Genomic DNA, 19,467 nt, shown 5'->3' with positions numbered 1-19,467 from the left:
CTTACTCCTCTTCCCAGGCTGGTGCGTGATCTTTGGCGTACTGGACGGAGCTGTTGGAGAGCCCCTGCGGCACCATCGGCCACACCATGGCGTCGCGGCTCACGATGAAGTCGATGACGACCGGGCGGTCGTTCGTCTCCAGGGCGAGCTTGATCGCGGCGTCGACCTCCTCCTCCGTGCGAACGCGGATGCCGAGGGCGCCGTAGGCGTCGGCCAGCTTGACGAAGTCCGGCACCATGGCCGTCTCGTGGCCGGTGTTCAGGTCGGTGAAGCTGTGCCGGCCGTCGTAGAACATGGTCTGCCACTGGCGCACCATGCCGAGCGAGGAGTTGTTGATGATCGCGACCTTGATCGGGATGTTGTTGATGACGCAGGTGGCAAGCTCCTGGTTGGTCATCTGGAAGCATCCGTCGCCGTCGATCGCCCAGACCACGCGGTCCGGCTCGGCCACCTTGGCGCCCATGGCGGCGGGGACCGAGTAGCCCATGGTCCCGGCGCCGCCGGAGTTCAGCCAGGAGTTGGGGCGCTCGTACTTGATGAACTGCGCCGACCACATCTGGTGCTGCCCGACGCCGGCGGCGTAGACGCCCTCCGGCCCGGTCAGCTCGCCGATGCGCTGGATCACGTACTGCGGGGCGAGCAGGCCGTCGCTCGGCTTGCTGTAGCCGAGCGGGTAGCGCTCACGCAGATCGTTGAGGTTGGTCCACCAGTCCGCGATGTCGGGGGCGGTGCCGCCGGTCACCTCGGCCAGGGCCGCAGTCAGGTCGGCGATGACATCCTTGGCGTCGCCCACGATGGGCACGTCGGCGTTGCGGATCTTGGAGATCTCGGCCGGGTCGACGTCCACGTGCACGATCTTGGCGAGCGGCGCGAACAGCGACACCTTGCCGGTGACGCGGTCGTCGAAGCGGGCGCCGAGCGAGATGATGAGGTCGGCCTGCTGCAGCGAGAGCACCGCGGGCACCGTTCCGTGCATCCCGGGCATGCCCAGGTGCTGCGGGTGGGAGTCCGGGAAGGCGCCGCGCGCCATCAGGGTGGTGACGACGGGGGCACCGGATGCCTCGGCGAGCACCTTCAGCTCGGCCGACGCCTGCGCGCGGATCACGCCGCCGCCGACGTAGAGCACGGGCTTCTTGGCCTCGGCGAGCAGCTGGGCCGCGGCCTGGATCTGCTTGCCGTGCGCCTTGGTGACGGGGCGGTAGCCGGGCAGGTCGATCTTCGGCGGCCAGTTGAACACCATCTCGCCCTGCTGGGCGTCCTTGGTGATGTCCACGAGCACCGGGCCGGGGCGCCCGGTCGAGGCGATGAGGTGTGCGGCGGCGATCGTCGCCGGGATGTCCTCCGCGCGCTTGACCAGGAAGGAGTGCTTGGTGATCGGCATCGTGATTCCCACGATGTCGGCCTCCTGGAAGGCATCCGTTCCCATCAGCGTGGAGAACACCTGGCCGGTGATCGCCAGCAGCGGCACCGAGTCCATGTAGGCGTCGGCGATCGCCGTGACGAGGTTCGTGGCGCCGGGGCCGGATGTCGCGATGGCGACGCCGACCTTGTTGCTCGAGGACGCGTAGCCCTCTGCCGCGTGGCCGGCACCCTGCTCGTGGCGAACGAGGATGTGGCGAATCGCGGTCGAGGACATCAGCTCGTCGTAGAACGGGATGATGGCGCCGCCGGGCAGGCCGAAGACGTCCTTGATGCCGAGCAGCTCGAGGCTGCGCAGGATGGCGCCGGAGCCGGTCATCGTCTCTGGGCCGGTCAATGGGTTCGCCGGTGCCCCCACACCCGTCTTGGGTGTGGGAGGCGTCGGCACGTTCTGAGATTCCGTAGGCATACGGTGGGTTCCCTTGGGTACGTGATGGATTGATGAAACGCGGCTACTAGCCGGTGACTGCGCCTTCAGCGGCAGAGTGCACGAGCTTGGAGTACTTCGCGAGGACGCCACGGGTATAGCGCGGGGGAAGAGGTGCCCAGCCTTCACGGCGGGCGGCCAGCTCAGTCTCGTCGACAAGTAGGTCAAGGGAGCGGGCCGCGATATCGACCCGTATAAGATCACCATCGCGCACGAAGGCAATTGGACCTGCGTCCACTGCTTCGGGTGCTATGTGGCCGATGCACAGTCCGGTTGTGCCACCTGAGAATCGGCCGTCCGTCAAGAGTAGTACATCTTTTCCGAGCCCCGCGCCCTTGATGGCCGCGGTGATCGAGAGCATCTCCCGCATGCCGGGGCCGCCCTTGGGTCCCTCGTAGCGGATGATGACGACGTCGCCCTTGCTGATCTTGCCCTCGGTCAGGGCATCCATTGCGCCGCGCTCGCGCTCGAACACGCGGGCGGGGCCCTCGAAGATGTCGGCGTCGAAGCCGGCCGTCTTGACGACGGCGCCCTCCGGGGCGAACGTGCCCTTCAGCACGGTGATGCCGCCGGTCGCGTGGATCGGGTTGTCGAGGGTGCGGATGACCTCGCCGTCGAGCGGGTCGGGGTTCAGCGCCGCCAGGTTCTCGGCCAGGGTCTTGCCGGTCACGGTGAGCACGTCACCGTGCAGCAGGCCGGCCTCGAGCAGGGCGCGCATGAGCACCGGGATGCCGCCGTGGCGGTCCACATCGGCCATGACGTACTTGCCGAAGGGCTTCATGTCGGCCAGGTGCGGCACCTTGTCGCCGATGCGGTTGAAGTCCTCGAGCGTGAGCTCGACCTCTGCCTCGTGCGCGATGGCCAGCAGGTGCAGCACGACGTTGGTCGAGCCGCCGAGCGCCATGGCGACCGTGATGGCGTTCTCGAAGGCCTTCTTGGTCATGATGTCGCGCGCGGTGATGCCGAGGCGCAGCATGTTGACGACGGCCTCGCCGGAGCGGTGGGCGAAGTAGTCGCGGCGGCGGTCGGCCGAGGGCGGGGCGGCCGAGCCGGGCAGGCTCATCCCGAGCGCCTCGGCGACGGATGCCATGGTGTTGGCCGTGTACATGCCGCCGCAGGCGCCCTCGCCCGGGGCGATGGCGCACTCGATGCGCTTGAGGTCTTCCTCGCTCATGGTGCCGGCCTTGCAGGCGCCGACGGCCTCGAAGGAGTCAATGATGGTGACCTCCTTCTCGGTGCCGTCGCTGAGCTTGACCCAGCCGGGCGCGATCGAGCCGGCGTAGAGGAACACGGAGGCCAGGTCGAGGCGGGCGGCGGCCATCAGCATGCCGGGCAGCGACTTGTCGCAGCCCGCCAGCAGCACGGAGCCGTCGAGGCGCTCGGCCATCATGACGGTCTCGACCGAGTCGGCGATGACCTCACGCGAGACGAGCGAGAAGTGCATGCCCTCGTGGCCCATCGAGATGCCGTCGGAGACGGAGATGGTGCCGAACTGCAGCGGGTATCCCCCGCCGGAGTGCACACCCTCCTTGGCGCCCTGGGCGAGCCGGTCCAGGCTCAGGTTGCAGGGCGTGATCTCGTTCCACGAGCTCGCAATACCGATCTGGGGCTTGTCCCAGTCCTCGTCCCCCATGCCGACGGCGCGGAGCATTCCGCGGCTCGTGGTGGCTTCAATTCCATCAGTGACTGCACGGCTTCGTGGCTTGATATCGATCTCAGGCATGGCTTGAGTCTAGAACCTAGCGGGGGGCGGCTCCGTCGCCTCGGGGTGGGCCCGGCCGAGCGCCTCGGCGTTCGCCGTGCGGAAATCGGCGAGCAGGGCGAGCACCTCGGCCAGTTCCTCCGGCCCGCGCACCCGGTTGCCGGCCACCGTGATGCCCTGGCCGATCTTCAGGGAGAGGTCGTCGGCGCCCTGCACCGCGAAGGCGTTCTCGTCGGTGACGTCATCGCCGGCGTAGAACACGGATGTCGCGTCGGTGTACTCGCGCAGGCGTTGCAGGGCGTCGCCCTTGTTGCCGTCGCGGACGGAGAACTCGAGCACGTTCTTGCCCTCCAGCACGGTGAGGCTCGGCAGCACGCTGCTGACCTCCCCGCGCGCGGTGCGCTGCAGCGCCTGGCCAACCGGCGCCGAGACGAGGCGGGTGTGCAGGGCGAAGCCGGCCGGCTTCCGCTCGACCCACACGCCCTCGGCCCTGGCGGCGATGCCGTCGAGGATCTCGGCGAGGGTCGCCAGCTGGGCGATCTCCTCGCCGAGGAGGTCGAGTGAGATGCCGGGTTGGTCGAGCTTCATCTCGATGCCGTGCGAGCCGGTCAGCAGCACGGACTCCGGCGGCTCCGCGACCTGTTCCAGGCTCACCAGCGCGCGCCCGGAGACGAAGGCGACGCGGGTGTCCGGCAGGGCGACGAGGCGCATCACGGCGTCGCGGGCGCTCTCCAGCGACCTCGCCTCCTCCGGCCTGTCCACGTGCGGGGCCAGCGTGCCGTCGAAGTCGAGGGCGACGAGCAGCCGCGGGGTCGCCGCCACCTCGCGCAGCTTGGTGACGAGGCCGTCCGGGATGCCCGGCTCGATGGCGGCCCGCCCGGTGAGGATGTCGAGGAACGCCTTGGCCCAGTCGGAGACGTTGTTCTCGCGCAGTCGTTTGCGCAGCGACTTCATCCGCTTCCTGCGCTCCTTCTTCGGCATCCGCACCGCCTGCTCGATGGCGTCCTTCAGACCGTCGATGTCGTGCGGGTTGATGAGCAGCGCCTGTTTGAGCTCGTCGGATGCCCCGGCGAATTCGCTCAGGACGAGCACGCCGTCGTTGTTGATGCGGCTGGCGACGTACTCCTTGGCGACCAGGTTCATGCCATCGCGGAGCGCGGTGACGAGCATGATGTCGGCGGCCAGGTAGAGGGCGACCATCTCCTCGCGCGGGTAGGCCTGGTGCAGGTAGGCGATGGCGGTGTGGCTGAGCGTGGAGTGGTCGCCGTTCAGCCGGCCGACCTGCAGCTCGATCTCGTCACGCAACGTCATATAGGTCGCGACTCGCTCCCGGCTGGGGCTGGCGACCTGCACGAGGACGGTGTTCTCGACGTCGAGCCGGTGCTGGGCCAGGAGCTCGCCGTAGGCCTTCAGCCGGTGGCCGATCCCCTTGGTGTAGTCCAGCCTGTCCACGCCGAGCATGACCGTCTCCGGGTTGCCGAGGCCCTCCCGGATCTCGCGCGCCCTGGCCTGGATCTCCGGCCGGGCGGCGAGCTCCTCGAAGCCGGCGACATCGATCGAGATCGGGAAGTTGGTGGCGACGACGCGGCGGAGGTCGCCGTCCTGTCCGGGCACCTCCACGACGGTGTGCCGGGTGGTGTAGCCGAGCAGTCGGCGCACCGCGCGGGTGAAGTTGCCGGCATCCGCCACCCGCTGGAAGCCGATGACGTCGGCGCCGAGCAGGCCCTCGAGGATCTGCTTGCGCCAGGGCAGCTGCGAGTACAGGCCGTAGGGCGGGAACGGGATGTGGTTGAAGAAGCCGATGACGAGGTCGGGCCGGAGCGCGCGCAGCATGGCCGGCACGAGCTGCAACTGGTAGTCCTGCACCCAGACGGTGGCGCCGGGCGCGGCGACGCGGGCCGCGACGGCGGCGAAGCGCCGGTTCACGGCCTGGTAGCTCTCCCACCACTCCCGGTGGTAGCTGGGCGGTGCGATGACGTCGTGGTAGAGCGGCCAGAGGGTGTCGTTGGAGAAGCCCTCGTAGTAGCGCTCGACGTCGAGCGTGCTGAGCGCGACGGGCACGATCGAGATGCCGTCGTTCTCGAACGGCTCGAACTCGCGGTCGGCGACTCCGGCCCAGCCCACCCAGGCGCCGTCGGATTCGCGCATGACGGGTTCCAGCGCGGTGACGAGGCCGCCAGGCGAGGAGCGCCAGCGCTCGGTCCCGTCGTCATCGACGACGTAGTCGACGGGCAGGCGGTTCGACACCACGACGAGGCTGTAGTCGCCGGTGGGCGCAGCGGTGTCGGTGTGCGATTCGGTTGTGGGGCTCAGTGGGGCGGAGATGGTGTGTCCGTTCCGGTGCGAAAGGTGCTCGCACCTTGCTCATCTTCGAGGCTAGCACCGGCCTCCGGCCGCCGCCGGGGGTTTACGAACGGCGTCTGCTCTGGTACGCGCGGGAGCCCGCCGGCTCGACGGGGCGCCAGCGACCGGAGCCGACGGGGCACGTCTCGGCACACTCAACCGGCACACTCAACGGACACGCTCAACGGACACGCTCAACAGGCACACGCAACAGAAAGAGGGCCCCGAGACTCGCGCCCCGGGGCCCTCCGCACAGCGCGAGCCCGCTAGCTCTGCGCCAGCGCGAACGCGAAGGAGCGCGCCCCGCGGCGCCGGGCGACCACGGCGAGCGAGCCCAGGGCGCCGAGCAGGGCGAACACCGCCAGCACGAGCGCCGGCGTGCCGACCGCTCCCCCGCCGACGCCCGCCACGATCGCCTGCATGCCCTGCACCGCCCACGTGAGCGGCAGGATCGGGCTGATCAGCTGGAACGGTGCGGCGAGGATCTCCACCGGGTAGAGCCCGCCCGCGCTGGTCAGCTGCAGGGCGAGCAGCACGAGCGAGACGACGATGCCGGTGCGCCCCCACGCGGTGACCAGGAAGTGGTGCACCGCGACGAAGGCGGCGGCCATCAGCAGGCTGAAGCCGAGCGTGGCCGGGAGGGCGGCCCAGCTGACCCCGAGCGCGGTGTGCAGCAGGGCGACGACGACGAGCGCCTGCGCTGCTGCGATCGCGAAGCCGCGCAGCAGCCCGCGCGCGACGATCCGGCCGGTGGAGGCCGTCGAGCCGAGCGCGAGCGCCGTCACCGGGCGCATCAGCAGGAAGATGACGAGGGCGCCGATCCAGAGCCCAACGGGCACGAACACCATGCCGATGATCTGGCCTATCGAGGAGATCGCGTTCTCGCGCTCCAGGCTGACGCCGACGGGCTCGGCGATCACCTCGGCCGTGGCCTGCGGGTCGCTGCCGGCGAGTGCGCTCGCCTGCTCGGCGCCGTCGCCGAGGCCCGTGGCCAGCTCGCTGGCGCCGTCGTGCAGCTGGTGCGCGCCGGATGCCGAGGCGCCCGCCCCGTCGGCGAGCTGCGCGATGCCGCCGGCGAGCTCTGAGGCTCCCCCGGCGAGCTCTGAGGCCCCACCGGCCAGGCTGTCCGCGCCGGAGCGCAGGCCGTCGGACCCGCCGGAGAGCTGTGCGGCACCGGCGGCGAGCTGGCCGATTCCGCCCTGCACGCCGCCGATCGCGGTCGCGGTCTGCGCGGCGAGCTCGTCACCGCTGCCGACGAGCTGGTTGATCCCGGCCTGTACGCCGCCCATGGCCTGGAGGGCGCCCTGCGCCGCCTGCTGCTGCTCGGGCGTCAGGCTCGGCATCAGGGCGCCGAGCGCGGCCATGCCCTGGTCGAGGTAGGGGTTCAGCTGCCCGACGGCGCCGTTGATGCCCTGGGTGTAGGCCTTCACGCCGTCGCTCAGCTGGGTGAGCCCGGCGGCGCTGCTGTTCAGCGTGGCGAGCCCGGAGGCGATGCCGTCGACGCCGGTGGAGTACTCGCGCACCCCGCCGGCCAGTCCGCTGGCACCGCCGGCCAGTCCGCTGGCGCCGTCGGCCAGCTCGGCCGCACCGGATGCCGCGGTGCCGGCGCCCGTGCTCAGCGCGTCGAGTCCGCCGGCCAGGGTGCCGACGCCGCTGGAGAGCGTCGTCGCGCCGTCGGCCGCCGTGCCGAGCGAGCTGCCCATCTCGGCGATGCCCGAGTAGAACGCGGTCAGGTACTGGGTGGTGATCGCGCGTCCGAAGCTGCTCGTCATCGCCTCGCCGACGGACTGGGCGGCGGAGCCGGCCAGGTAGGCGTGCGCGTCATCCGTGGTGATCTGCAGGTCGGCCTGCGTGGGCTCCGCGCCGGAGAGCGAGTTGATGGCGGCGGAGAAGTCGCTCGGGATCGTCAGCACGGCGTACGCCTCGCCGGAGGCGAGAGCCGCGGCGGCGTGCTCGGAGTTCGAGATCGTCCAGGCGAAGCCCGCGGTGTCCGGCCCGGTCAGCTCGGTGACGAGCTGGCGCCCGGCAAGGATCATCTGCTCGCTGCCGTCCGGCAGCGTGGCGGTGACCATCTCGTCGTTGTTGACGACGATGGCCGGCACCGCGTCCAGTCGGTCGTCGGCGCTGGCCAGGGCCCCGGAGACGAGGCCGGCGATCGCCAGCGGCACGACGATGATGCCCGCGAGCATCAGGGCGAACGCGGTGCGGCGCTGGCCGGGCGTGCGCCGGAACAGTTTCTCGAGTCGAGCGCTCATCAGCGCACTCCCCCTTCTTCCAGGACGGATTCTTCGGCGGCGAGCTCCCGAGCCTCGGCCCCTGCGGGGGCCTCGTTCCGGGCGTCGGGGTCAATGTCGGTGTCGATGCCGGGGTCGATGCCGGTGTCGTGTGGCTCTGGCAGCGCGAGGGCCACGGCGGCCCGCGCCCCGATCAGGGCGCCGGATGCCGCCTGCACGGCGTCACCGGCGGCCAGCACGATCGTGGTCGAGGCCGGGGCCAGGGCCGCCAGCACCTGGGCGATGCTGCGCCCGCGGGCGTCGACGGGCAGCGCGTCGCCGAGGTCGACGATCAGCACCTCCGGCCGCTCGGCGAGGACGCCGGCTGCGAGAACGGTCGCCCGTCCGAGCGCGCTGAGCGAGGCGATGCTGGTGTCGGCCTCGAGCGGGCGGTGGCTGGTGCCGGTTGCGCGGAGGGCCGCGTTGACCCGCTCCACCCACTCGTGCTGGCCGCTGCCGCTGCCGGCTCCGCGGTACCAGGGCGCGGAGAGCTCCAGCCGCTCGGCGAGCAGCTCGCCGACGGTCTGCTCGAGCGCGCGGGGCTGCCCGGCCCCGACGTCGATGTAGCCGACCCGGCGCAGCGCCCGGGAACGCTCGGAGGGCAGCGGGGAGCCGAGCAGTTGCAGCCGGCCGCCGACGGGGTCGAGCCGCCCTGCGAGCGAGGCGGCGAAGACGCGGCGGGACGCGGCGGGCGCCTGCACGGTGACGACGCTGCCGGCCTCGATGTCGAAGCTCAGCGGGCCCATCGCCTGGCCGGGCAGGCCGAGGAGGGCCGCGTCGGCGGTGATGGCGCCCTTCTGCGCCTTCGCCCAGGCGAGGTCGCCGAGGTGGGCGCGCAGCCCCTCCCCCTCGACGTCGACGTTGGGCAGCAGCCGGCCGAGCCAGCCCGGCAGGTACCAGGCGGCCTTGCCCGCGAGCGCCATGGCGGCGGGGACGAGCGTCATGCGCACCAGGAAGGCGTCGAAGAACACGCCGATGGCGAGGGCGAAGGCGATGCCCTTGATGACCCCGGCTCCCTCCGGCACGAAGCCGAAGAAGACGAAGAACATGATCAGGGCGGCGGCCGTGACGACGCGCGCGGAGTGCTGGAAGCCGTGCACGATCGCCTCGCGCGGCTTGCCGTGCCGCACGAACTCCTCGCGCATGCCGGAGACGAGGAACACCTCGTAGTCCATGGCGAGGCCGAAGAGCACGGCCATCAACAGGATCGGCAGGAAGCTGAGGATCGGGCCGGTGTGCTCGATGTGCAGCAGGTCGGCGAACCAGCCCCACTGGAACACGGCGACCGTCGCGCCGATGGCGGCGAAGGCCGAGAGCAGGAAGCCGAGGGCGGCCTTGATCGGCACGAACAGCGAGCGGAACACCATCATCAGCAGCACGATGGAGAGGCCGACCACGATCAGCGCGAACGGCACGAGGGCGTTGCTCAGGCGGTTGGAGATGTCGATGGTGACGGCCGTCTGGCCGGTCACCCGGATCGGGGTGCCGAGGTCGGCGTCGATGGAGGGGGCCAGGTCGCGGATGGCCTGCACCAGCGTCTTGGTGGCCGGGTCGTCGGGCGCCGTGGTCGGGATCACCTGGATGATGGCGGTGTCCACGGTCTCGTTCGGCAGGCCCTGGGCGACGTAGGAGACGCCGTCGAGGTGCTCCAGCTCGGCGCGGATCGCGTCGAGGTCGGTGAAGATGTCGGTGGTCTGGGTGATGTCGACGACGACGATGAGCGGGCCGTTGGCGCCTGGGCCGAAGCCCTCCTCGACCAGCTCGTAGGCGGCGCGCTGCGTGGAGCCGGCCGGCTCGGCCGCGCCCGTCGGCAGGTTGAGGTCGAGGCTGAGCGCGGGAACGGCGAGCGTGCCGAGCACGCCGACGACGAGCACGACGGCGACGATGGGGGCCTTCAGCACGGTGTTCACCCAGCGGCGGCCGAGCGTCGGCTTGGCGTCGTCGTCGGCGAGCGCGCGCCGGTGGGCGCGGCTGCCGGGCTTGGGCGTCATCCGGCCCTTGATCAGGCCGAGCATGGCCGGCAGCAGGGTCACGGCCACGAGCACCGCGACGAGCACGGCGAAGGCGGCGGCAATGCCCATGGTGCTGAGGAACGGGATGCCGACGACCAGCAGGCCGAGCAGGGCGATGATCACGGTGATGCCGGCGAAGACCACCGCGCCGCCGGCCGTGGCGACGGCGGTGGCCGCCGACTCCGCCGGTTCCACGCCGCGGGCCAGCTGCTGCCGGTGCCTGGAGAGGATGAACAGGGAGTAGTCGATGCCGACGGCCAGGCCGAGCATGACGGCGAGCATGGGCGCCGTGCTGGAGACGTTCGTGAAGGCGGCGGCCCCGAGGATGCCGCCGGCGGCCACGCCGACGCCGACGAGCGCCATCAGCAGCGGCATCCCCGCCGCCAGCAGCGACCCGAAGGTGATCACGAGCACCACGGCGGCGAAGAGCACGCCGAAGACCTCGACGATGGTGAGCCCGAAGGTGGTGTCCTGGAAGACCTGGCCGCCGAAGGCGACGGTGAGCCCGGCGTCCTCGCCGATCGCCGCGGAGGCGGTCACGGCGTCGAGCGTCGCCTGGGTGACATCCGTGGACGCGCCGTCCATCTGCACCCGGGCGATGGCGGTCTGGGCGTCGTCCGAGACGGCGTTGGCCGCGTACTCGGAGAACGGGCTGACGGCCGCCGCGACACCGGGGACGTCCTCGATGGCCGCGATGGTCTGCTCGATGGCGTCCTTGTAGGGGGCGTCCTCGACGCTTGCGCCGTCCGGGGCGTGGAAGACGGCCTCGACGGAGGCGCCGGACACCTGCGGGAACACGGCCCCGAGCATGTCGATCGTCTCCTGCGACTCGGTGCCGGGGATGACGTAGGACTCGGCCAGCTGGCCGCCGAGGGCGAGTCCCCCGCCGAGCAGGGCGGCGAGCACCACGATCCACGCGGCGATCACCGTCCAGGCGCGGCGATAGGCGAAGTGACCGATGCGGTAGAGGAAGGTTGCCACTGGTGTCCTGCTCCTGAAGGGCGTGCGGTGAGGGGGGGTGGTGCGGTGTTGGCTGCGCTGGGCCTGGCGGCCTAGGCGGGGAGCGCGAGCGGGGCGAGCAGCTCACCGACGAGTTGGATCAGGGCCGCCCGCACCTCCTCGGCCGGGCCGAGCGAGTCGGCGTCGAGGAAGTGCATTCCCGCCACGAGCGAGTAGGTCGCGCCGCCGAGGGCGACGCCGAACCGCATCTTCTCCACCGTCGTGGCGTTGTCGTCGCAGACGGTGTGCGAGAGGGTCACGATGAAGGCGTTCGCCCTGTCGATCACGGGGATGCCGCGCAGGGAGTGCCCCTGGTTGACGAAGGTGTACACCTCGAGGCGGTGCTCGAGCAGGAAGTCGATGAATTCCTCCACGAACAGCGTGCGGGCCTCCAGCGAGGAGCCGCGGTCGATGTAGCGCTGCAGCAGCGCGCCCAGCCGGTCGATGGCCGGGCCGATGGCGGCCTCCAGCAGCGCCTCCTTGTTCGCGTAGTGGTAGAGCACGCTGGACTTGGAGTAGCCGGCCTCGTCGGCGATCTGCTGCAGCGACGCCCCGGCGAAGCCGACGGCGGCGAACTGTTCGAGGGCGATCTGGCGCAGTTCGTCGCTCGCCTTCGGGCGCGGGCTGACGGAGCCTGATTCGGCGTCGTGTGTGGGCATGCGACCAGAGTATTTGACCAATCGGTCAGAAACTGCACGATCGGTCAGACTAGGGGGCAACTCTCAGATCCGGCTAACGTGGAGGGGACGAAAGGTGCAGACAATGCGCAAGTACCTGTTCAATGGCGCGGTGATCGGCGCCGTCACCAGCAGCTGGGGCATCATCCAGGCGACCCGCAACGGACCGCGCGACTGGCGCCTGGCGCTGATGTGGGTGAGCTGGGGGATCTCACTCGCCCTGGCGGTCGCCGCCGTCCGCGACGAGGCCAAGGAACGCGCCCTCGAGCAGTAGGCAGTTGAGGGCATCGCGGCGTGTCCCCCCGGGATCCGACGGAGTATAGCGCAGACTGAGGGCAGCACCCGAAGCGAGCGAGAGGAAGCGACCGTGGCGATGTTCCGCAGGCGCCGACAGTCAGCACCCGTCCTGATAGCAGCCGCACCGCCCGAGTTGAGCGACGATGCGCTGCTCGCGATCATCGACGGCAAGCTCGCCGACCTCATCGGCGCGAGTGGCGAATGGACCCTGGTCCGACGCGAGAGCGGCGACACCGACGACATCTTCCACACCATGCTGAGCGGCCAGATCGCCGTCGAGCTCGCCCAGGCCGTCAAGGCCGGCCGCACCGCGCTGCGCAACGCCCCGGGCACCGAGCCGAGCGCGCTGCCGTGGACTCCGGCACCGGTCGCCGTGTGGGCGAATCCCGCGCACGCGGCAGCACCCCAGGGCGCCCCCGTGCAGTCGGTCCCCGCCCCGGTCGCGGCCGCCGCGGCCTAGCCGTCCAGATTTCGCCGCTGTTTTTTGTACGGCGGATCGAGCGCGGCACCCTCCCGCGCTTCTAGCGTTGCAACCATGACACAGCACAGCATCGACCGGCCTGCGGCGACGCGCTCCTTCACGGCCCGCGACCTCGCCTCCATCGCCACCTTCGCCGCACTCATCGCGGCGCTCGGACTCCCCGGCGCCCTGCAGATCGGCGCCAGCGGCATCCCGATCACCTTCCAGACCCTCGGTGTGATGCTGGCCGGGGCGATCCTCGGCGCCCGCAACGGCTTCTTTGCCGTGCTGCTGTTGGAGGTGCTGGTCGCCGCCGGCCTGCCGCTGCTCTCCGGCGGCCGCGGCGGCATCGCCGTCTTCGTCACCCCCGGCGCCGGCTACCTCGTCGGCTGGCTGCTCGGCGTGCTCGTCATCGGCTGGTTCACCGCCCGCCTGCTGCCGCGCTACCGGCTGCTGCCCGCCCTCGGTGCGACGGTGCTCGGCGGCATCGTCGCGATCTACCTGATCGGTGTGCCCTGGTTCGCCCTCAGCACCGGCACGCCCCTCTGGGTCGCCCTGACCGGCGCCTTCGTGTTCCTGCCCGGCGACATCCTCAAGGTCGTCATCACGGTGCTCGTCGCCAAGCAGGTGCACCGTGCCTGGCCTGGCCTGATCACGCCGCGCGGCAAGAGCGCCCGCACCGAGCCGATCTCCGTATGAGCGACTCGTCGTGGCTGGGCGGGGCGGACGGGGATCGCGCAGTCAGCGTCGCCGGCCGCGCCCTCAGCTACGGCGAGCTGCGTGAGCGCGTCCAGAACCACTCCCTCCCGCCCGGCGCCATCGTGCGCGCGGAGCATGCCGACCCGGTCGAGCTGCTGGTGCGGCTGCTGGCGGGCATCGACCAGGGCCGCCCCGTGCTGGTCGCCGACCCGGCCAGCCCCGCGCCGCTGCCCCGTGCCATCCCGGCCGGCACCGAGCTGCTGCTGCTGAGCTCCGGCTCCTCCGGCCGGGCGCGGGCCATCGCCCGCACCGCCGCCTCCTGGCACGACTCCTTCGCCCCGCTCACCGCCGCCACTGGCATCCGGCGCACCGACGTCGTCGCGCCGAGCGGGCCGCTGCACGTCTCGATGCACCTGTTCGCCGCGCTGCACGCGCTCTGGCTCGGGGCCGAGCTCAGCTTCGACCCGGCCGGCGCCGACGTCGTGCACTGCACCCCGACCGTGCTCGGCCGGATGCTCTCCTCGCCGCGACTGCCGCGCCTGTTCGTCGTCGCCGGAGCGGCCCTGCCGGACGGGGCCCGCGCCGAGGCCCTGGCCCGCGGCGCCGCCGTCACCGAGTACTACGGTGCGGCCGAGCTCTCCTTCGTGGCCGTCGCCGACGCGGGCGGCACGCTCCGCGCCTTCCCCGGCACCGAGCTGGACCTGCGCGGCGGCGTGCTCTGGGCCCGCTCCCCCTACATCAGCCTCGGCTACGCGGCGGGCGAGGGCGCCGACACGGGCTCGCTCCGCCGGGACGCGGACGGCTTCGCCAGCGTCGGCGACCTCGCCGAGCTGGGCGCGGGCGGCGAGCTCCGCGTGCTCGGCCGCGGCGATGACGCCGTGACCACGGCGGGCAGCACCGTGACGAGCGAGCAGATCGAGTCCGCCCTGGACGCCCTCCCCGGTGTGCGCGCCGCCGCCGTCATCGCCGAGCCGCACCCCGTGCTCGGCGAGATCGTCGTGGCCGTGGTCGAGCTCGACAGCGACCTCGAGAGCGAGGCCGAGAGAGAGCTCGAGAGCGACACGGACGCCGGCGCGCTCCCCGGCACCGTCCAGGCCCGCGCGGACGCCGCCCTCTCCCCCGTCGAGCGCCCCCGCCGCTGGCTGTTCGTCGAGCAGCTGCCGCGCACGGCATCCGGCAAACTGGCCAAAGGCGCGCTGCGCCAGGGGCTGGCCGACGGCACGATCCCCTTCACCGAACCTGGAGCACCCCGCAATGCGCACTGACAACGCCCCCGTGATCGTCGCCGCCCGGCGCACAGCGATCGCCTCCAGTGGCCGCGGGTTCGCCCAGCACACCGTCGATGCCCTCGCGGCTCCGCTGCTCGGCTCGATCGCCGCGGAGCTCGCCGCAGCCGGGCGCCCCGTCGACGAGGTCATCCTGGGCAACTGCCTCGGCCCCGGCGGCAACGTGGCCCGCGTCGCCGGGCTCCGCGCCGGCCTGGACGAGTCCGTGCCCGCCGTCACCGTCGACCGCCAGTGCGGCTCGGGTCTGGAGGCCGTTCTGCAGGCGGGAACCCTGCTGCGCTCCGGCGAGGCCGAGCTGGTCATCGCCGGCGGCGCCGAGTCCGCCTCCACCGCGCCGTGGCGGTTCTGGCCGCCGCAGGGCGAGGCACAGCCGGAGCGCTACACGCGCGCCCCGTTCGCCCCGATCGGCTGGCCGGACCCGGAGATGGGCCCGGCCGCGGATGCCGTCGCCGCCCGCTACGGCATCTCGAGGCAGCGCCAGGACGACTGGGCGGCGCGCTCGCACGACCTGGCCAGCTCCACCCGGGAGCGCGGCGGCTTCGACGCCGAGATCGTCGCCGTCGACGGCGTCACCCGCGACGACCGGCCGCGGCGCGACCTCGACCGAGGCCGACTGGCCCGCTTCGGCGCCGCCTTCAGCGCGGGCGGCACCGTCACCGCCGGCAACTCCTGCGGCATCTCGGACGGGGCTGCCGCCCTGGCCGTCACCACCGAGGCTGTGCGGGCGGAGCTCGGCCTGCCCGGCCTCCGCATCGTCGCCGCCAGCACGGCCGGCTCCGACCCCGCCCTGCCCGGAATCGGCGCGGTCGCCGCCGTGCGGAAGCTGCTCGCCCGCACCGGCGTCGCGACCAGCGAGCTGGACGCCGTCGAGATCACCGAGGCGTTCGCCGCCCAGCTGCTGGCCGTCAGCGACGAGCTCGGCCTGGACGAGGAGCGCATCAGCGCGAGCGGCGGGGCGATCGCGCTCGGCCACCCATGGGGGGCGTCCGGGGCGGTGCTCGTGGTGCGCCTGGCCGCGCGCATGCTCGCCGGCGGCGACCGCCGCTACGGCCTCGCCGCCTGCTCGATAGGCGGCGGCCAGGGCATCGCGATGCTCGTGGAGCGTGCGGCATGAGCGGCATCCGCTTCGAGAACGTCTCGCACGGCTACGGCGAGCGCCCGGTGCTGCACGAGATCAGCCTCGACATCACCGAGCAGCGGGTGGGCATCGTCGGTGCCAACGGCTCGGGCAAGTCCACCCTGGCCCGCATGGTCAACGGACTCGTCACGCCCGACCGCGGCCGGGTCAGCGTGCACGGCCGGGACGTCGCCAAGAACGGCCGCGAGGTGCGCCGGCTCGTCGGCTTCGTCTTCACCAACCCCGACAACCAGATCGTCATGCCGACCGTCGCAGAGGACGTCGCGTTCAGCCTGCGCCGGCGCGGACTCGCCAAGGAGGAGATCGCGGGGCGGGTCGCCGCGATCCTGGAGCGCTTCGGCCTGTCCGGGCACGCCGACCACGCCGCACACCGTCTCTCCGGCGGCCAGAAACAGCTGCTCGCGCTGGCGTCGGTGCTCATTGCCGAGCCGGCCGTCGTCGTCGCCGACGAGCCGACGACCCTGCTCGACGCGCGCAACGCCCGCCTGATCACCGATCTGCTCACCGGGCTGGACCAGCAGGTCCTCGTCGTCACCCACCAGCTGGAGCTGTTGGCCGGCTTCGACCGGGTGATCGTCGTGGAGGAGGGCCGCATCGTCGCCGACGACGTGCCGGATGCCGCCATCCGCCACTATCTGGGCCTGTTGGCGTGATCGGCTTCTACCATCCCGGCCGCTCGTTGCTGCACCGTGCCCCCGCGCTGCTGAAGCTCGGGCTGCTCTCGCTGCTGATCGCGGTGACCGTCGTGCTGCAGGAGCCCTGGCAGCTGGGCGTCGTCCTGGCCGTGGCCGTGCTGCTGGCGGCATCCGCCCGCCTGCCGTTCCGGGCACTCTGGCGCCAGGTCTCCCCCGTGCTCTGGGTGCTGGCGATCGCCGTGCCGATCCAGCTGCTCTTCGCCGACTGGGTGATGGCGGTCATGATGGGCGGGCGGCTGCTCATCGCGGTGCTGCTGGCCGCGCTGTTCACGCTGACCACGACGGTCGGCGCCGTGCTCGACGCCTGCGAGCAGCTGCTCCGCCCCGTGCGCCGCTGGGTGGACACCGACCGCATCGGCCTGCTGCTGGCGCTCACCATCCGTTCGATCCCGGTGATCGCGGCGATCGTCGGCGAGGTGATGGAGGCCCGCAAGGCCCGGGGAACGCAGGGCTCGGTGATGTCGCTCGCCGTGCCGGTGATCGTGCGCTCCTTGCAGAGCGCCGAGGCGCTCGGCGACGCCCTCATCGCCCGCGGCTTCGACGACTGACCCTGTCGCGCCGACCCCTGTCGCGCCGCCCCTGTCGCCCTGGCCCCTGTCGCGCGGGTGCCCGGCGGCCTACCCTGAACGGGCAGGGCCGCGCGCTCAGCGCGGCCGGGAACTCAGAGCAGAGAGGTCAGTCTCATGGACTGGAAGATCGAACTGGTGGCCATCCCCGTCACGGATGTCGACCGCGCGAAGGCGTTCTACGTCGACCAGGTGGGCTTCAACGCCGACCACGACATCCTCGTGACCGACGAGCTGCGGTTCGTGCAGCTGACACCGCCGGGCTCCGCCTGCTCCATCGTGCTCGGCACGGGAATCACCGAGATGCCGCCCGGCTCACAGAAGGGCGTGCAGATCGTGGTGCCGAACGCCGAGGAGGCCCTGGCCCACCTGCGCGAGCGCGGCGTGACCGCGAGCGACGTCGACCCGCAGCCATGGGGGCGATTCGTCTACTTCTCCGACCCGGACGGCAACAGCTGGGCGCTGCAGGAACTGCCGCCCCGCGACGCGGCCGACGCGGCGTCCGACTACGCCGTCTGAGCCGTCTGAGCCGCCGAGCCGCCGAGCTGCGGGCTGCGGGTTCCGGGCTGCGGGCCCGTCGCGGCACGCGTCGTGTCTCGCGGCACGCGGTATGTCGCGGGCCGCGAGACAGAACGCGGGCCGCGACGAAATCTTTTCCGATCGACGAGAACTTTCCCGATCGACGAGAACACTCCGTGCCCGTTAACGAGAAAACCCCGGCCTCGTGAGAGACCGGGGTTTTGGTGGTGCACCCCCTCGGACTTGAACCGAGAACCCACTGATTAAGAGTCAGTTGCTCTGCCGATTGAGCTAGAGGTGCGTATCTTGGCCCGTTTTGCGCTTCCCGGGCCGAGATAAAACATTACCATCTGATTTCTGAGCTGGCGAATCGTCAGATCCCGGGAGTGTCGGAACGGCCGTTCCGTCTGCGCCGATAGGCTGCATCTGTGAATTCAGCAGCGAACTCGCCCCTGGCGCTTGACCTCATCCTCGCACAAGAATTGGCCGACATCGCCGACGCGATCTCGTTCGATCGCTTCCGCTCGAACGACCTCGAGATCTCGACCAAGCCCGACCGCACCTTCGTGACGGATGCCGACCAGGCCGTCGAGCGGGCCATCCGCGCCCGCATCGCCGAGGCCCGCCCCGGCGACGGCATCCTCGGCGAGGAGTACGGCACAGAGGGCGGGAGCACCCGGCAGTGGATCATCGACCCGATCGACGGCACCGCGAACTTCCTGCGCGGGGTGCCCGTCTGGGCCACCCTCATCTCGCTGAGCGTCGACGGCCACCCCGTGCTCGGCGTCGTCAGCGCGCCCGCCATGGCCTCGCGCTGGTGGGCGGCATCCGGCGGCGGCGCCTTCATCCAGGAGGGCGACGCCGCACCGCGCCAGCTGCGAGTGAGCGGCGTGCGCGAGCTCGCCGACGCCTCGCTCAGCTTCAACAGCATCGCCCAGTGGGATGAGGCCGGCTACCTGGACCGACTGATCGCGCTGACCCGCTCCGTCTGGCGCGACCGGGCATACGGCGACATGTGGTCGTACATGCTGCTCGCCGAGGGGCTCATCGACGTGGCCGGCGAGTTCGATGTGAAGCCCTACGACCTGGCGGCCCTGGTGCCGATCGTCGAGGAGGCCGGCGGTCGCTTCACCTCGGTCACCGGCGAGCCCGGACCGTGGCACGGCAACGCGCTGGCCAGCAACGGCCTGCTGCACGAGGCCGTGCTCGACGCCCTGAAGTAGGCGCCCGGCGTCCGCAGCGGCGCTCCACGCCTCACCGAGGGATCCACCTCCCACCGATTTGCCCCGGACTGGTCCCGCCGATACCATCCCCATTTGGGGGTAGACGCCCCCGTCCACCCTGCAGATGGAGCATCGTGAACACTTCGACAATTGCCCGCTTCGCCCGCCACACCGGCGCCGTGGCGGCCGCAGCCGCCCTGGCCATCACGCTGAGCGGCTGCTCCGTGTTGCAAGGTGTCCTCGGATCCGCTGCGGCCCCGCCCGTGCGTGACGCGGCGACGCAGGAGATCACCGAGTCCGGCCAGGCCGACGTGTTCTCGATCCAGGTGGGCGATTGCATGAACGAGGTCAGCGGCGACACCGTCTACGACGTCCCCGTCGTGCCGTGCGGCGAGCCGCACGACGAGGAGGCCTACTTCGAGCACACCTTCACCGTCGCCGAGTTCCCCGGCGACGACGCCGTCTACGAGGAGGCACTCGACGCCTGCTACGTCGCGTTCCCCGCTTTCGCGGGCATCTCCTACGAGGAGTCCACTCTCGACTTCTACCCGTTCACGCCGACGAAGGAGAGCTGGGAGCAGGCCGACGACCGCCTCGTCACCTGCATGATCTACGACCCGTCCGCACGGACCACCGGATCGCTCGCGGGCGCGGCCCGCTAGACGCCCGGTGACAGACGGGTGAGGGGTGTGGCCGCACGGCCGCACCCCTCACCTGTTTCCGGCGCCGACT

General features: G+C 71.4%; 16 protein-coding genes and 1 tRNA gene. 10 read left to right on the top strand and 7 right to left on the bottom strand.

What is annotated here, in order from left to right; genetic code table 11:
- Position 1 precedes the first annotated feature (1 nt).
- The 6 genes from BLT62_RS07355 to BLT62_RS07330 all read right to left on the bottom strand — a co-directional run bounded on the left by BLT62_RS07355 (position 2) and on the right by BLT62_RS07330 (position 11,834).
- Positions 2–1,828 carry an acetolactate synthase large subunit gene (locus BLT62_RS07355; protein ID WP_083363468.1) on the bottom strand — a complete coding sequence of 609 codons (1,827 nt, stop codon included), beginning with the start codon at positions 1,826–1,828 and terminating at the stop codon, positions 2–4.
- A gap of 46 nt (positions 1,829–1,874) precedes the next feature.
- Positions 1,875–3,569: a dihydroxy-acid dehydratase gene (ilvD, locus tag BLT62_RS07350; RefSeq protein WP_083363467.1), complete on the bottom strand. Its 1,695-nt coding sequence runs from the start codon at positions 3,567–3,569 to the stop codon at positions 1,875–1,877.
- Between the two features lie 9 nt (positions 3,570–3,578).
- Positions 3,579–5,861, bottom strand: a complete 2,283-nt coding sequence (locus tag BLT62_RS07345; protein WP_407937563.1) for a bifunctional alpha,alpha-trehalose-phosphate synthase (UDP-forming)/trehalose-phosphatase — start codon at positions 5,859–5,861, stop codon at positions 3,579–3,581.
- Positions 5,862–6,157: 296 nt separating this feature from the next.
- Entirely contained in the window at positions 6,158–8,146 is a 1,989-nt protein-coding gene (locus BLT62_RS07340; RefSeq protein ID WP_083363466.1) for a YhgE/Pip family protein, read from the bottom strand.
- Positions 8,146–11,157: an MMPL family transporter gene (locus BLT62_RS07335; protein ID WP_083363465.1), complete on the bottom strand. Its 3,012-nt coding sequence runs from the start codon at positions 11,155–11,157 to the stop codon at positions 8,146–8,148. The genes BLT62_RS07340 and BLT62_RS07335 overlap by 1 nt, the downstream gene beginning before the upstream one ends.
- Before the next feature lie 71 nt (positions 11,158–11,228).
- Positions 11,229–11,834 (bottom strand): TetR/AcrR family transcriptional regulator, encoded by a 606-nt coding sequence (locus BLT62_RS07330; protein ID WP_083363464.1) that lies wholly within the window; start codon positions 11,832–11,834, stop codon positions 11,229–11,231.
- 103 nt (positions 11,835–11,937) lie between these two features.
- On the opposite strand from BLT62_RS07330, the gene BLT62_RS07325 reads away from it, so the two are divergent.
- From BLT62_RS07325 to BLT62_RS07290, 8 genes are all read left to right on the top strand, one after another.
- Positions 11,938–12,126 (top strand): hypothetical protein, encoded by a 189-nt coding sequence (locus BLT62_RS07325; RefSeq protein ID WP_083363463.1) that lies wholly within the window; start codon positions 11,938–11,940, stop codon positions 12,124–12,126.
- Positions 12,127–12,282: 156 nt separating this feature from the next.
- Positions 12,283–12,609, top strand: a complete 327-nt coding sequence (locus BLT62_RS07320; protein WP_083363462.1) for a hypothetical protein — start codon at positions 12,283–12,285, stop codon at positions 12,607–12,609.
- A gap of 75 nt (positions 12,610–12,684) precedes the next feature.
- Positions 12,685–13,308: a biotin transporter BioY gene (locus tag BLT62_RS07315; RefSeq protein WP_083363461.1), complete on the top strand. Its 624-nt coding sequence runs from the start codon at positions 12,685–12,687 to the stop codon at positions 13,306–13,308.
- Positions 13,305–14,573, top strand: coding sequence for a class I adenylate-forming enzyme family protein (locus tag BLT62_RS07310; protein ID WP_083363460.1), 1,269 nt, complete (start codon positions 13,305–13,307; stop codon positions 14,571–14,573). Before BLT62_RS07315 ends, BLT62_RS07310 begins: the two co-directional genes overlap by 4 nt.
- Positions 14,563–15,708 (top strand): thiolase family protein, encoded by a 1,146-nt coding sequence (locus BLT62_RS07305; RefSeq protein ID WP_083363459.1) that lies wholly within the window; start codon positions 14,563–14,565, stop codon positions 15,706–15,708. The genes BLT62_RS07310 and BLT62_RS07305 overlap by 11 nt, the downstream gene beginning before the upstream one ends.
- A complete protein-coding gene (locus tag BLT62_RS07300) occupies positions 15,705–16,385 on the top strand; it encodes an energy-coupling factor ABC transporter ATP-binding protein (protein WP_083363458.1) in 681 nt (226 codons plus the stop codon). The genes BLT62_RS07305 and BLT62_RS07300 overlap by 4 nt, the downstream gene beginning before the upstream one ends.
- On the top strand, positions 16,382–16,975 hold the full coding sequence (locus tag BLT62_RS07295) for an energy-coupling factor transporter transmembrane component T family protein (RefSeq protein ID WP_083363457.1): 594 nt from the start codon (positions 16,382–16,384) through the stop codon (positions 16,973–16,975). Before BLT62_RS07300 ends, BLT62_RS07295 begins: the two co-directional genes overlap by 4 nt.
- Before the next feature lie 135 nt (positions 16,976–17,110).
- Complete coding sequence (locus BLT62_RS07290) at positions 17,111–17,512, top strand: VOC family protein (protein WP_083363456.1); 402 nt, start codon at positions 17,111–17,113, stop codon at positions 17,510–17,512.
- Positions 17,513–17,737: 225 nt separating this feature from the next.
- Here the strand turns inward: BLT62_RS07290 and BLT62_RS07285 are convergent.
- A tRNA-Lys gene (locus tag BLT62_RS07285) sits at positions 17,738–17,813 on the bottom strand.
- Positions 17,814–17,940: 127 nt separating this feature from the next.
- Between BLT62_RS07285 and hisN the strand changes: the two genes are divergently transcribed.
- Both hisN and BLT62_RS07275 read left to right on the top strand, forming a co-directional pair.
- Complete coding sequence (gene hisN / locus BLT62_RS07280; RefSeq protein ID WP_083363455.1) at positions 17,941–18,735, top strand: histidinol-phosphatase; 795 nt, start codon at positions 17,941–17,943, stop codon at positions 18,733–18,735.
- Between the two features lie 134 nt (positions 18,736–18,869).
- Positions 18,870–19,397, top strand: coding sequence for a hypothetical protein (locus tag BLT62_RS07275; RefSeq protein WP_083363454.1), 528 nt, complete (start codon positions 18,870–18,872; stop codon positions 19,395–19,397).
- The last annotated feature ends 70 nt before the right edge of the window (positions 19,398–19,467 follow it).

The sequence above is a fragment of the Microterricola viridarii genome (assembly GCF_900104895.1).
In the GTDB taxonomy this organism is placed as follows: Bacteria; Actinomycetota; Actinomycetes; order Actinomycetales; family Microbacteriaceae; genus Microterricola; species Microterricola viridarii.
The sequence above is the reverse complement of the archived record's forward strand: the minus strand, read 5'-3'. Positions and strand labels throughout refer to the sequence as shown.

Excerpts from the sequence above, each read along its gene's own strand:
- BLT62_RS07315 (WP_083363461.1), top strand. The coding sequence starts at position 12,685 with ATGACACAGCACAGCATCGACCGGCCTGCGGCGACGCGCTCCTTCACG.
- BLT62_RS07340 (WP_083363466.1), bottom strand. The coding sequence starts at position 8,146 with ATGAGCGCTCGACTCGAGAAACTGTTCCGGCGCACGCCCGGCCAGCGC.
- BLT62_RS07300 (WP_083363458.1), top strand. The coding sequence starts at position 15,705 with ATGAGCGGCATCCGCTTCGAGAACGTCTCGCACGGCTACGGCGAGCGC.
- BLT62_RS07355 (WP_083363468.1), bottom strand. The coding sequence starts at position 1,828 with ATGCCTACGGAATCTCAGAACGTGCCGACGCCTCCCACACCCAAGACG.
- BLT62_RS07305 (WP_083363459.1), top strand. The coding sequence starts at position 14,563 with ATGCGCACTGACAACGCCCCCGTGATCGTCGCCGCCCGGCGCACAGCG.
- BLT62_RS07325 (WP_083363463.1), top strand. The coding sequence starts at position 11,938 with ATGCGCAAGTACCTGTTCAATGGCGCGGTGATCGGCGCCGTCACCAGC.
- ilvD (WP_083363467.1), bottom strand. The coding sequence starts at position 3,569 with ATGCCTGAGATCGATATCAAGCCACGAAGCCGTGCAGTCACTGATGGA.
- BLT62_RS07290 (WP_083363456.1), top strand. The coding sequence starts at position 17,111 with ATGGACTGGAAGATCGAACTGGTGGCCATCCCCGTCACGGATGTCGAC.
- BLT62_RS07330 (WP_083363464.1), bottom strand. The coding sequence starts at position 11,834 with ATGCCCACACACGACGCCGAATCAGGCTCCGTCAGCCCGCGCCCGAAG.
- BLT62_RS07310 (WP_083363460.1), top strand. The coding sequence starts at position 13,305 with ATGAGCGACTCGTCGTGGCTGGGCGGGGCGGACGGGGATCGCGCAGTC.